This is a genomic window from Shimia abyssi (assembly GCF_003014475.1).
GTDB lineage: Bacteria > Pseudomonadota > Alphaproteobacteria > Rhodobacterales > Rhodobacteraceae > Shimia > Shimia abyssi.
In genome coordinates this window covers 208,644-220,992 of sequence record NZ_PYGJ01000005.1, presented here as the reverse complement: position 1 = coordinate 220,992, position 12,349 = coordinate 208,644, and the positions used below count along the sequence as shown (strand labels likewise).

At 54.8% G+C, this 12,349-nt stretch carries 14 protein-coding genes; 9 read left to right on the top strand and 5 right to left on the bottom strand.

What is annotated here, in order from left to right:
- Positions 1 to 52: 52 nt before the first annotated feature.
- Genes dtd through fabA form a run of 4 tightly spaced genes read right to left on the bottom strand, consistent with a single transcriptional unit; the run spans position 53 to position 3,100 of the window.
- Entirely contained in the window at positions 53 to 490 is a 438-nt protein-coding gene (dtd, locus tag CLV88_RS11085; RefSeq protein ID WP_106608452.1) for a D-aminoacyl-tRNA deacylase, read from the bottom strand.
- A gap of 34 nt (positions 491 to 524) precedes the next feature.
- Positions 525 to 1,316 carry an enoyl-ACP reductase FabI gene (locus CLV88_RS11080; protein ID WP_106608451.1) on the bottom strand — a complete coding sequence of 264 codons (792 nt, stop codon included), beginning with the start codon at positions 1,314 to 1,316 and terminating at the stop codon, positions 525 to 527.
- A gap of 7 nt (positions 1,317 to 1,323) precedes the next feature.
- Positions 1,324 to 2,553: a beta-ketoacyl-ACP synthase I gene (gene fabB, locus CLV88_RS11075; RefSeq protein WP_106608450.1), complete on the bottom strand. Its 1,230-nt coding sequence runs from the start codon at positions 2,551 to 2,553 to the stop codon at positions 1,324 to 1,326.
- 37 nt (positions 2,554 to 2,590) lie between these two features.
- The gene (fabA, locus tag CLV88_RS11070; protein WP_106608449.1) at positions 2,591 to 3,100 is read right to left on the bottom strand and encodes a bifunctional 3-hydroxydecanoyl-ACP dehydratase/trans-2-decenoyl-ACP isomerase; all 510 of its coding nucleotides are present in this window, start codon (positions 3,098 to 3,100) and stop codon (positions 2,591 to 2,593) included.
- Positions 3,101 to 3,274: 174 nt separating this feature from the next.
- Here fabA and irr point away from each other — a divergent pair, with 174 nt between their 5' ends.
- Together irr and CLV88_RS11060 are read left to right on the top strand one after the other, a co-directional pair.
- Positions 3,275 to 3,685 carry a Fur family transcriptional regulator Irr gene (gene irr, locus CLV88_RS11065; protein ID WP_106608448.1) on the top strand — a complete coding sequence of 137 codons (411 nt, stop codon included), beginning with the start codon at positions 3,275 to 3,277 and terminating at the stop codon, positions 3,683 to 3,685.
- Positions 3,686 to 3,754: 69 nt separating this feature from the next.
- On the top strand, positions 3,755 to 4,744 hold the full coding sequence (locus CLV88_RS11060) for an NADPH:quinone reductase (protein ID WP_106608447.1): 990 nt from the start codon (positions 3,755 to 3,757) through the stop codon (positions 4,742 to 4,744).
- Between the two features lie 12 nt (positions 4,745 to 4,756).
- Here CLV88_RS11060 and CLV88_RS11055 read toward each other — a convergent pair whose 3' ends face one another.
- A complete protein-coding gene (locus CLV88_RS11055; protein ID WP_106608446.1) occupies positions 4,757 to 5,626 on the bottom strand; it encodes a hypothetical protein in 870 nt (289 codons plus the stop codon).
- 108 nt (positions 5,627 to 5,734) lie between these two features.
- Between CLV88_RS11055 and miaB the strand changes: the two genes are divergently transcribed.
- The 7 genes from miaB to lnt all read left to right on the top strand — a co-directional run bounded on the left by miaB (position 5,735) and on the right by lnt (position 12,313).
- Positions 5,735 to 7,054, top strand: a complete 1,320-nt coding sequence (gene miaB, locus CLV88_RS11050) for a tRNA (N6-isopentenyl adenosine(37)-C2)-methylthiotransferase MiaB (RefSeq protein WP_106608445.1) — start codon at positions 5,735 to 5,737, stop codon at positions 7,052 to 7,054.
- A 312-nt stretch (positions 7,055 to 7,366) separates the two neighbouring features.
- A complete protein-coding gene (locus tag CLV88_RS11045) occupies positions 7,367 to 7,867 on the top strand; it encodes an OmpA family protein (protein ID WP_243403639.1) in 501 nt (166 codons plus the stop codon).
- Between the two features lie 12 nt (positions 7,868 to 7,879).
- Positions 7,880 to 8,176: a hypothetical protein gene (locus CLV88_RS11040; protein ID WP_106608443.1), complete on the top strand. Its 297-nt coding sequence runs from the start codon at positions 7,880 to 7,882 to the stop codon at positions 8,174 to 8,176.
- Positions 8,177 to 8,340: 164 nt separating this feature from the next.
- Positions 8,341 to 9,366: a PhoH family protein gene (locus CLV88_RS11035; RefSeq protein ID WP_106608442.1), complete on the top strand. Its 1,026-nt coding sequence runs from the start codon at positions 8,341 to 8,343 to the stop codon at positions 9,364 to 9,366.
- Between the two features lie 30 nt (positions 9,367 to 9,396).
- The gene (gene ybeY, locus CLV88_RS11030; RefSeq protein WP_106608494.1) at positions 9,397 to 9,897 is read left to right on the top strand and encodes an rRNA maturation RNase YbeY; all 501 of its coding nucleotides are present in this window, start codon (positions 9,397 to 9,399) and stop codon (positions 9,895 to 9,897) included.
- Positions 9,898 to 9,927: 30 nt separating this feature from the next.
- Complete coding sequence (locus tag CLV88_RS11025) at positions 9,928 to 10,815, top strand: CBS domain-containing protein (protein WP_106608441.1); 888 nt, start codon at positions 9,928 to 9,930, stop codon at positions 10,813 to 10,815.
- On the top strand, positions 10,808 to 12,313 hold the full coding sequence (gene lnt / locus CLV88_RS11020) for an apolipoprotein N-acyltransferase (RefSeq protein WP_106608440.1): 1,506 nt from the start codon (positions 10,808 to 10,810) through the stop codon (positions 12,311 to 12,313). Before CLV88_RS11025 ends, lnt begins: the two co-directional genes overlap by 8 nt.
- The last annotated feature ends 36 nt before the right edge of the window (positions 12,314 to 12,349 follow it).

The following is a 12,349-nucleotide window of genomic DNA, read 5'->3' as shown; positions in this document are numbered from 1 at the left end:
GTAACTAATTAGTTACATGTCCGGATCGTGTGAAGTTGCGCCGTGATCCGAGCTAGATATCTAGCCATATCGTTACCGGGCCGTCGTTCAGTAGGCGCACTTTCATTTCTGCGCCAAATTGACCGCGCGCGGTTGCAATGCCCAAGTTGGATAGCTGATCGGCGAAGTACTCGTAAAGGCGTTCACCATCCTGAGGGGCGGCGGCCGTTGAAAACCCCGGACGGTTTCCGCTGCGTGTATCTGCTGCCAGCGTAAATTGTGACACGACCAGCGCCGCGCGGCCCGTGTCGATCAGCGAGCGGTTCATTTTTCCGGCGTCATCCTGAAAAATGCGCAGCTTTGCGACCTTGGCCGCAAGCTTGTCTGCGTTATCTTTTGAGTCACCTTGCATGGCGCAGACCAAAATAAGAAGACCCGGTCCGATTTCGCCAACCACTTGGTTGTCGACCGTGACCGAGGCGTCGGAGACGCGTTGTACAAGAGCCCTCATCCCAGCAACCCTAACATTGCGCTGCCTTAGGTGCTTAGAGGTTGTCCGGTTGGGGCATGCCCAGCACGTGATAGCCGCCATCCACGCGGATTACTTCGCCGGTTGTACAATTGCCAGCATCGGATGCCAGGTAAACCGCCGTCCCGCCAATCGCCTCGAGCGTGGCATTGGCCCGCATTGGCGAGTTGATGTCGGTATGTTTGAAAGTTTTGCGCGCACCGCCGATCACCGCACCAGCCAAAGTCTTCATTGGGCCGGGAGAGATTGCGTTGACGCGAATACCATCCGGGCCAAGATCATTGGCAAGGTAGCGCGTGGCGCTTTCCAATGCGGCCTTGGCCACCCCCATGACATTGTAGAACGGGGTGACGCGGTTAGAGCCCTGATAGGTCATCGTCAGGATCGTACCACCGTTTTCGGCCATCATCGGATGTGCGCGACGGGCGATTTCGATCAATGAATAGCAGGAGATATCCAGCGAATTCTTGAAATTGTCGCGAGTAGTGTCGACAAATCGACCAGAAAGCTCATTTTTGTCGGAATAGGCGATGGCGTGAACCACAAAGTCGATGGTTGGCCACTTGGCGCTCAGCTCGTCAAAAGCGCGATCAAGGGAAGCATCGTCCGTGACGTCGACGTCTACCAGAAATTCACTATTCAGACCTGCGACCAGCGGGGCAACGCGTTTGCCAAAAGCCTCGCCCTGATAGGTAAAGGCCAGCTCGGCGCCGGCTTCGTGCATGGCCTTTGCAATGCCCCACGCGATGGAGCGTTCGTTTGCGACGCCCATGATCAGCCCACGTTTGCCCTTGAGTACTTGAGACATCGTCTTGTTATCCTTTGAATTTCGACAAGAGCATGGAGCCGTTCGTGCCACCGAACCCAAAGCTGTTTGTCATCACCGTGTCGAGACCAGCATTCTCAACGGTTTGCGTTGCGATCTCTTCTGGATTGATGGCGGGATCAAGCGTTTCGACATTGATCGAAGGAGTAATAAAGTCACCATCCAGCATGAGCAGGCAAAAGATTGCCTCCAGAGCTCCGGCGGCCCCCTGGGCGTGGCCGGTCATCGATTTGGTCGAAGAGATTGGCGGTTGCGATTTGCCTTCGAAGACACGACGCACGGCCTCTACTTCGCCGACGTCGCCAACCGGAGTCGAGGTGCCATGGGCATTGATATACGAGACACTACGCCCCTCGGGAAGTGTTTGCAGCGCAAGGCGCATGGCCCGTTCTCCGCCTTCACCAGAAGGGGCAACCATATCGTGCCCGTCCGAGGTCGCCGCGAAGCCTGTTACTTCGGCGTAGATCTTGGCACCGCGGGCTTGTGCGTGTTCGAGATCTTCGAGCACTACGATTCCGCCGCCTCCAGAGATCACGAATCCATCACGGTTTTCGTCGAACGCGCGTGACGCTTTTTCCGGGGCGTCGTTGCTTTTGGAGGACATGGCCCCCATCGCGTCGAACAAGCAGGACAAAGTCCAGTCTAACTCTTCGCCACCGCCTGCGAACATGACGTCTTGCTTACCCATCATGATCTGTTCAGCGGCGTTACCAATACAGTGCAGAGATGTGGAGCATGCGGAGGTGATTGAATAATTGATGCCCTTAATCTTAAACGCGGTCGCCAAATTTGCGGAAATCGTCGAAGACATGCACTTTGGCACCGCAAATGGGCCGATCCGCTTGGTTGCGCCGGTTTTCAGCACAGTCTGGTGAGCCGTCAGCATTGCGCTGGTCGATGGGCCGCCAGACCCGGCAACTAGGCCGGTGCGCTCGTTCACGACGTGATTTTCGCTCAGGCCTGCATCTGCGATTGCTTGTTGCATCGCGATGTGCGCATAGGCGGCACCGGGCCCCATGAAACGCAATGTCCGTTTGTCGATGTGCGCGGAAGCATCAACGTCGATTGAACCGGCAATCTGGCTGCGAAAACCATGCTCGGCCATCTCCGGGCTGGCCGTGATTCCAGACTTTCCCGCCTTGAGCGAGGCTGTGACCTCTTCGACGTTCGTTCCGATGGACGAGACGATGCCCAATCCGGTTACAACAACGCGACGCATTAGCGCTCTCCTGTTTTGGTCCAAGGTGTGGTGTCGGTTAGCTTTCCGACAGGGCAACCTTCATATCTTTGACTTCATAGATAACTTCTCCGTCGGCTTCGACAATACCATCCGCGACGCCCATAGTCAGACGGCGGGTCTGAATAGCCTTGGTGAAATCAACATAATAGGTCAGCACTTTGCGGTCCGGCCGTACCATGCCCTTGAGTTTAACCTCGCCTACGCCAAGCGCATAACCGCGCCCCTGCCAACCACGCCAGCCAAGGTTGAAACCTGTCAGCTGCCACAGGCCATCGAGTCCAAGGCAGCCTGGCATGATCGGGTTGCCGGGAAAGTGGCAGTCAAAAAACCAAAGATCCGGAGTAATGTCGAATTCGGCAACCACATGACCCTTGCCGTGTTTGCCTCCGTCACCAGAAACCTGAGTAATCCGATCCATCATCAGCATCGGTGGCGCCGGCAATTGCGCATTCCCAGGGCCAAAAAGTTCGCCACGGGCGCATTTGAGCAAGCCTTCTTTATCGAAGCTGGTGGGGTAGTCGGCCATTCGAATGGATCCCTCTCGGTTCTTTAGCTATTCCTGCTCCCTCTAGCACCGCGCTAAGGCGTCCTGCAAGGAAACAGTGGTATAGGTTGTTGACCTTGCAAATCATTTTCAATTGAAAAACGGGTCACAGAAGCGCTATATCAATTACTAAGAACCAAAATAGTGTGTTTTGTTATGGAAGCTACCGAAATCGGAACAAAGTGGCTTGCCGATGCAGGCCTGCGCCCGACACGGCAGCGTGTGGTGCTGGCTTCGTTGCTTGTCGGCGATGGAAACGATCGGCACGTCACCGCTGAGAGCCTTTTCGACTCCGTACGCAGTTCAGGAGAAAAGGTATCTCTTGCAACGGTTTACAATACGCTGCGTGCGTTTTGTGACGCGGGTTTGATGCAAGAAATCACGGTTGATGGGTCTAAGAGCTACTTTGATACCAACACCATTGATCACCCACATTTCTTTTGGGAAGACGAGCGTGAACTAACCGATGCGCCGCTGGAACAGCTAAGCATCGCGCGTTTACCCGATCCGCCTGCCGGTGCTGAGATATCAAAAGTTGATGTCGTTATCCGGTTGCGCCGGACTTAGGTCCTCTCTGAGATTGCACCAAATCCGACCCTGTGACAGCATACCGCAGCTGATGCAGGGAGCGATAATTTGAAAGCTGTGATTTGGCGCGCCTTTGGCGCGGCGCGGGATGTCTTGAATCTGGAACAAATGGAACAGCCAAAGCCTGAACCGGGAGAGGTGCGTGTTAGGATTTCCTATTCCGGTGTGAATCCCTCGGATGTAAAGGCGAGATCCGGCGCGCGCCCCGGCGTCACCAAACCACTTTTTAACGCGATCATTCCCCATAGTGACGGATCAGGTGTCATTGACGCCGTTGGCAGCAATGTTGATCCGGGGCGCGTTGGCGAACGGGTCTGGCTTTGGAACGGGCAATGGCAACGCGCGTATGGCACGTGTTCAGAGTATATTTGTTTACCGCAAGATCAGGCAGTTCCTTTGCCTGACACCATTTCTTTGGAAACAGGTGCTGTTCTCGGAATTCCAGGCCTAACTGCAAGCCATTGTGTTTTTGCGGGCGGTTCGGTGAAAGGTAAAGCCGTTCTTGTCAGCGGGGGAGGCGGCTCTGTCGGTTATCTGGCGGTGCAGCTTGCCAAATGGGGCGGCGCACGTGTCATTGCAACGTGTTCGCCCTCAGACGGCGATCGCGTCAAGGCGGCTGGGGCGGATGCAGTCTTAGACTACAAAGGCGCGACTTTGTCTGAGGAAATTCAAAAGGTCGCAGGAGAGAGCGCTATAGACTTGGCTGTAGAGGTCGAATTCGGGGCAAATGCGGCCATGCTGGCGGATGTCATGGCGCCAAATGGGCGGGTTGCGATTTACGGATCCGCTAAAGACATGACGCCAACTCTCCCATTTGGCCCAATGCTCTTCAAAGCGCTGACACTGGATATCGTGTTGATCTATATCTTATCCGAACAGGCGCGCGCGCATGCGATTCAGAAACTAAACGCGGCACTTTGCGACAATGCGCTAGCACCCGTCGACCCATCGGTTTTTACGCCTGAAAACGCGTTTCTGGCACACGAGGCAGTTGAAACCGGCCAGCGTAAAGGGCCCGTGCTCGTAAAGATGGATTGAAACGCAGCGGCGCTAAAACCATTGCCCCGGTTCCATCAACCCAAGATCCAGCAGTTGCCGTGAGTGCCATTCAAACGTCGTTGAATTGTACCATTTGAAATCTTCGATCGCAAAAGTGCTGCCGGGGTTTCGTTTCAGCGCCTTGGCGGTGCGAAACGAACAAATGGCCGCGGTAATATTATTGTGCCATGGGCAGGCGTAGGTGTTGAATTCTTCGTCGTTGAAAGTGAAATCTTCCCGCAGCTGAAGACCCGGCGCGGCTTTGAAAAGCGAAATCCGGTCGATTTTGCGCCGCTCAGCGGGAACGTGTTCTTCAAACCGCCAACGAAGGCCACCGTAGAAATTCAGTTGGCGTTCCTTCGGGTGATTGTGATTCTGTGGATCATTTCGCGCAAGTGCATAATATCCACTACGGTCGAGCTGTGCGTCTTCAAGAGAAACAGCATTTGGCGCGACCTTGAGGTCAGGCGCATAGAGGTCAACGACATACGACAAAATCGCGTCTCGGCGTTCTTCTGTCTGAAAGGCCAGCATTTCGCCAACTGTGCGGGTTTCGCAGAAAGGAAAAAACAGATATTCACTGTTGAAGCAATAATAAAACCATGTTCCTGGCGCTACGTCGTTGATCTGATTGACAGTACGCATGACGGTATCGCCGCGCGGATTTTCCAATGTCACTCTAACGCAAATTTCAGCCAGATCCTTTGCCATTGTAAAGGAGGCTGGCATGAACGCGATGATTGTCGTGAAGCCAAGGTCGATATGATGGCGCAGCGTCGTATCGATTTCGGTGTCGTCTTCCATAAAAATCAAGGCAACCGGACCGGCTTGCAGCTCTGATTTGCCGTTTTGAATGAGCTGTGAAACGGAGTCGAAACGCATTCTGTGCCTCTTGCTTCTTTTTCGCGAGACTCCGTCAAATTGCCGTGCATTGCAAGGCGCCCTGTTTATGATGTAGGGAAGCGCGCTCATACCGCGAAGGACGCTCTCATGGCTGATACAAAAAAGCTCTACATCAAAACCTATGGCTGTCAGATGAACGTTTATGACAGCGAGCGCATGGCCGAGGCCATGGGCGGCGCAGGGTATGAAACAACAGACACCCCGGATAACGCGGATATGATTTTGCTCAACACTTGTCACATACGTGAAAAAGCGGCTGAGAAAGTCTACTCGGAACTGGGGCGATTTAAGGGGCTAAAGGCTGAAAAACCTGACCTGAAAATTGGTGTCGCGGGATGCGTGGCACAGGCGGAAGGCGAAGAAATCATGCGCCGTCAGCCGATTGTGGATCTGGTGGTGGGCCCGCAAGCTTATCACCGTTTGCCCGAGATGGAAGCCAAGACACAGGACGGTGCCAAGGCGCTGGACACTGATTTCCCCGAGGAAGATAAGTTCGAGAAACTCAAGAACCGCCCCAAGGCCAAGCGTGGCCCGACCGCGTTTCTGACCGTTCAGGAAGGGTGCGATAAATTTTGCGCTTTCTGTGTTGTGCCCTATACGCGTGGAGCCGAGGTCAGTCGGCCAGTGGATCGCGTGCTGAGTGAGGCCCGCGATCTGGTGGAGCGCGGCGTGCGTGAGATAACGTTGCTGGGGCAGAATGTTAACGCCTATCACGGTGTTTCGGGTGGCGGCGACAAAACGCTTGCGCAACTGATCTGGGAGCTGGACAAAATCGATGGTCTGGAGCGGATACGCTTCACCACCAGCCACCCTAACGACATGATGGATGATCTGATCGAAGCCCATGGCACATGCTCCAAGTTGATGCCGTATCTGCATTTGCCTGTTCAGTCAGGCAGCAACAAAATTCTGAAACGGATGAATCGCAACCATGATCGCGAAAGCTATCTTCGCTTGATCGAACGTATCCGCGAGGCGCGCCCTGATATTCTGTTGTCGGGCGATTTCATCGTTGGTTTCCCGGAAGAAACCGAAGCAGATTTTCAGGACACGATGAATTTGATCGAAGAAGTTAAGTACGGGCAGGCGTACAGCTTTAAATATTCGACGCGTCCGGGAACTCCAGCGGCTGAGCGTCCTTTGGTGGACGATTCCGAGGCGAGCGATCGCCTCTACCGCCTGCAAGCGCTGGTTGCGCAACAGCAGCGCGAGATTCAGGATAGCATGGTCGGACGTGAAATTCAGGTTTTGTTTGAGCGGGCAGGGCGGTTTGACGGTCAGATGGTGGGCAAATCAGAGTATTTGCACGCCGTTCACGTGGCAGATTGCTCTGCTGCGATCGGCGAACTCGCCAAGGTCAGAATCGTTAAGAGCGGAACCAACTCGCTGGCTGGCGAACTCCTCTGACATTATTTTTAAACAGGAAACAATCTGGCTAAACAGGCCAGATTGGCGATGCGCTGATTAGGGACCTGCCCAATTTGAGCCACAATTTTGCCATTTTTTACAGGTGGTGGTCGTGGAACTCGGGATTAATCCTTCACATGTTGGCTAATTCCGCTAATCTTTGAAAATTAGTGAAGGCCTTGATTTCGAAAACGATTCACGGGATCGGCTTTCGGAGTGTATTGAGAGGATCAAGTCGTGGCGGATAAGACAAGTAAATCGATCCGGGCCGCGTTGGGGGGAGTCGCAGCTGTCTGCATGGCAATTGTGGCAATGGTTCCACCGGTGGCGGCACAAACCCAGCGGACTGTGTTGGGACAAGAATATATCCCGACTGTGTGGGTTGACCCGGACGGGTGCGAACACTGGGTTATGGATGATGGTGCCGAAGGGTATATGACACCGCACGTGAACCGGAACGGTATTCCTGTGTGTCGACGTGGCAGTGTGTGCGGTGTGATGAACTCGGATCAGTTTTTTGCAACCGACAAATATTACATCAACGCAGCAAATCGGCAGAGTCTGGCGCAGTTTTTTCAGAATTCAACCGCGTCTGCCTTTATCATTGCGGGCCATACAGACAGTCGTGCGTCTGATTCCTACAACATGCGTCTGAGCCACAATCGCGCCAATGCGGTGGCACAGGTTGCCCGTCAATCTGGCGCGCGTGTCGTGGACGTTCGTGGATATGGCGAGCGTGTCCCGCGGGCGAGCAATCGTACGGCATCTGGCATGGCACAGAACCGCCGCGTCGAAATCATTTGTCTGCGTTAAGGGAGAATGAAAATGAAACTTATCAAAGGTGTTCTCCTTCTATCGCTAAGTGTCGGTGTTGCGGCGTGTGACAACAAGGTCGACAAGACCGTCGACCGCGGTTTTGACAGTGATCACATCAGCACAATGACCGCCGGTATTTGGGTTGATCCAAACGGGTGTGACCATTGGATCATCGACGACGGCGTCGAGGGGTATCTGTCACAGCGGCTTGACCCATATGGTAAGCCGGTCTGTTCCGGTGCGGCCCCTCCCGGCGTGGCAACGGGCCCGTTCAAATCGGGATCGGCCTTTAAAGATCAGATTTGATCGACCGGGATGAAAAATTGGACCGCTTGCAGCGATGCAAGCGGTCTTTTTTCGTTTGGTCATGGAAAATTCATCCCACGGTGCTTGCACGTGCTAGCGCATCTTGGCACCATCGACACATAACGACTCTTTTTGTTTAGGAGACATGCTTGCCCACTGGCGCAATGACCCCACCGCCCGCAGCTCAACAGCCTACAGAAACCCTTATCGAGTTTCCGGATAATCGTTTGTTGATAGACCTTTGCGGGGAATATGATCGCAATCTGGCAGACATCGAACAAAAGGTTGGGGTGCAGATATTAAGGCGCGGCAATCAGTTGGCGATTCACGGCGAAGATGGCGCACGTGAGGAAGCGGCTCAAATCCTGTCCTCACTGTATGAACGTCTGGAAACCGGTAAATCCGTGGAACATGGAGATATTGACCGCGAAATCCGTATGGGCGGTTCAGAGGCCGATACTGGAACGCGGGCCGGTGATCAGCTTGAAATGTTCAAAGGCGGCACGGTTGAGATCAAGACGCGCAAAAAACTGGTGGAACCGCGCACCGACGCTCAAAAAGCTTACGTCATGTCGCTGTTCAACAATGAGCTCGCCTTTGGTATTGGTCCGGCTGGTACGGGCAAAACCTATCTTGCCGTGGCGGTTGGTGTTTCGCTGTTCATTCAAGGACATGTCGACCGCATCATCCTAAGTCGTCCTGCGGTCGAAGCTGGCGAAAAGCTGGGCTATCTGCCTGGCGATATGAAGGACAAGGTCGATCCGTATATGCAGCCGCTTTATGATGCGCTGAATGATTTCCTACCGGGCAAGCAGCTGGCAAAGTTGATCGAAGAGAAGCGAATCGAAATTGCTCCCCTCGCCTTTATGCGGGGGCGCACCTTGGCGAATGCCTTTGTGGTGCTGGACGAGGCGCAGAATGCCACAACCATGCAGATGAAGATGTTCCTGACCCGACTGGGTGAGGGATCACGTATGGTGATCACGGGGGATCGCAGTCAGGTTGACCTGCCACGCGGCGTGCAGTCTGGGCTAAGGGATGCCGAACGATTGCTCAGCCATATCGACAAGATCTCCTTCAATTACTTCACTGCGGACGATGTGGTTCGGCATCCGCTTGTGGCCGCGATCATCAAGGCATATGACGCGGACTCAGAGCGCGCACAGTCAGACAAGGACAGACGCGCCTGAATAAGGCAGCCCCTGTGCGAGAGAATGAACATGTTGATTGACGCGATCATCGAGGATGGACGATGGGAGGCCATCGATCTTGAAGGGTTGTCCGAGCGCGCTTGTCGCGCGGCGTTGTCCCATCTCGGTCTGGATGCAAACCAGTTTGAGGTGGCGCTACTGGCCTGTGATGACGCGCGCATTGCGACTCTGAACACCGAATTTCGCGACAAACCCGTGCCAACCAATGTGTTGAGCTGGCCAAGTGAAGAACGCGGCGTGCAAATTGATGGTGATACACCGGCGCTCCCAGGGCCGGGACTACTCGGTATGGCGGATGAGTTGGGTGACATTGCAATTGCGTGGGAAACCTGTGCGCGCGAGGCGGCAGAGGAAGGTAAAACCATGCACGATCATGTGACCCATTTGGCTGTTCACGGCCTGTTACACCTCTTGGGGTATGATCATGTCCGTGACAAAGATGCCACTTTGATGGAATCGCTTGAGACAGAGATACTTGGCAAATTGGGCATAGCGGACCCATATACTTAAAAAGGGGCGTATCCCCGACGGAAAGGAACAATGGGCGACAGTATCGACGGGTCTTCTAACGCAGCGCTTCGCGCGCAGCCTGTAGGCCAAAGCAAGAGTAAGGGCGGCATATTACGACGCCTGTTTTTTTCAGACACTTCCCAGACAAATGAGTCTTCGGGCGAGGCGGCAGTGTCGACACCCCCGCCGGTTCAAACCCATGGTATGATCAACCTGCGCCGTATGCGGGTTGAGGATGTGGCTATTCCGAAGGCAGACATCGTTGCGGTGCCGTCAACCATTACCAAGGCGGACCTTGTACAACTTTTCCGTGAAAGCGGTCTGACCCGGGTTCCGGTTTATGAAGGTACGCTGGATACGCCGATTGGTTTTGTTCACCTAAAAGATTTCGCATTGCGCCACGGGTTTAATGGGACCGGTGGACGGTTTTCGGTCAAGCTGGGCCTGCGCCCCTTGCTGTTTGTGCCGCCTTCGATGTCGATTGGCGTGTTGCTGACACGTATGCAGGCAGAGCGTCGTCACATGGCATTGGTGATTGACGAATATGGCGGCGTTGATGGCCTCGTTACGATTGAGGATTTGATTGAACAGGTCATCGGCGAAATCGAAGACGAACACGACATCGAGGAAGTCGACCTCTGGACCGAGGAAAAACCGGGATCTTATCTGGCTTATGCCAAGTCGCCGCTCGCAGAGTTTGAGGCGGCGATTGGTCGGTCTCTGACACATTACGAAGATGTGGATGTGGAAGAGGTCGATACGCTGGGTGGCTTGGCGTTCATGCTGTGTGGGCACGTCCCCGCCCGTGGCGAAGTTATGGAACTACCTGATGGTGTGACCTTTGAGGTGATAGATGCAGACCCACGCCGCATCAAACGTTTGCGTGTGATATTGCCTGAAAGCTCTATTGATGACTGACGGGCGTCGGCGTCGCTGGTTTCAATCGGTGACGCGGCGCGACTTGTTGGTGATGTTGGCGGCTGGCGGAGTTGCCGGTCTGGGCCACCCGCCGTTCGACCTTTTTTTCCTAACAATTGCTGGTCTGGGCGTCGCCGTTTTGTATTTGGGAAGAACCCAATCGCCTGGGCAAGCGTGGTGGCTTGGCTGGGGTCTTGGCGTCGGCTATTTTGCGGTCTCGATCCATTGGATCGTGGAACCGTTTTTTGTGGACCCTATGCGGCACGGTTGGATGGCGCCATTTGCCATTCTCTTCCTTTCGACTGGCCTTGGCCTATTTTGGGCACTAGCGTTTTGGGCAACACGCCGGGTCAGTAATGCGATTTGGCCGCTCGCGGTGTTCCTGTCTCTGGCAGAGTTGGCACGTGCATATGTCTTCGGTGGCTTCCCATGGGGTATGCCGGGCTATGTGTTGGTGGATTCCGTTGGTGGCCAGTTGGCGTCTTGGCTTGGTCCGCACGGGGTGAACCTGTTTGTGTTCCTGCTCGCGTGGCTGGTGTCAGTTGCCGCAAGCCGGGAAGGGCGCCAACGTTTTGCGCCTGCTATCGGCGCCATTTCGGTGGTTGCGGCTCTGTTTCTGACGCCCAGGGGCGATCTGCCGGTTGCAACTGATGCGCCAGTTGTTCGGTTGGTGCAACCCAACGCGCCGCAGCATTTGAAATGGGAACCGGAACACATGCGCCGGTTCTTCGATCGTGCAGTGCTCTACACAGCGGTTGGCGAGACTCGCCCGGAGCTGATCATTTGGCCGGAAACCTCGGTGCCGGTTTTACTGGATCGCGCCGGACATACGTTGGACGTGATTGCCGAGGCTGCAGCTGGCAAACCCGTTGTGCTCGGAGTCAACCGGACCGACGGCGTGCGCGCCTATAACTCTGCTGTCTTAATGGACGCGCAGGGGCAGGTCGCGCAGGTGTATGACAAGCACCACCTTGTTCCATTTGGAGAGTACATTCCATTGGGCAATATGCTGAGCTGGTTTGGTATTCGCGGATTTGCCAGCCAGCATGGCGATGGCTATTCCGCCGGTTCGGGCCCGGTTGTGATGGATTTGGGAAAGCTTGGCAAAGCGCTTCCCTTGATCTGCTACGAGGCGGTTTTCCCACAGGATGTTGGTGGAGCGGCGGAACGGCCGGACTTTTTAATGCAAGTGACCAACGATGCTTGGTTCGGAAACTTTTCAGGACCGTATCAGCATCTTGCCCAAGCACGGATGCGCGCGATTGAGCAGGGTCTGCCAATGGTGCGCGCGGCCAACACCGGTGTGTCTGCTGTCATATCGGCCAAGGGACGCGTCACCGCCTTTTTGCCGCTGAACGAAGAGGGGTACATCGACGCCGCGTTGCCGCCAGCAGCCACACCAACCATGTATTCGCGCACCGGCGACCTGCCGCTGGCTTTCGTTTTGCTTGTGGTTACTGGATTATTAACGCTACGTACGCGTTTCAAAAGCGATTGACCTAACGCGTCGTCCAGCGTAAGCCGGACTGCGTTA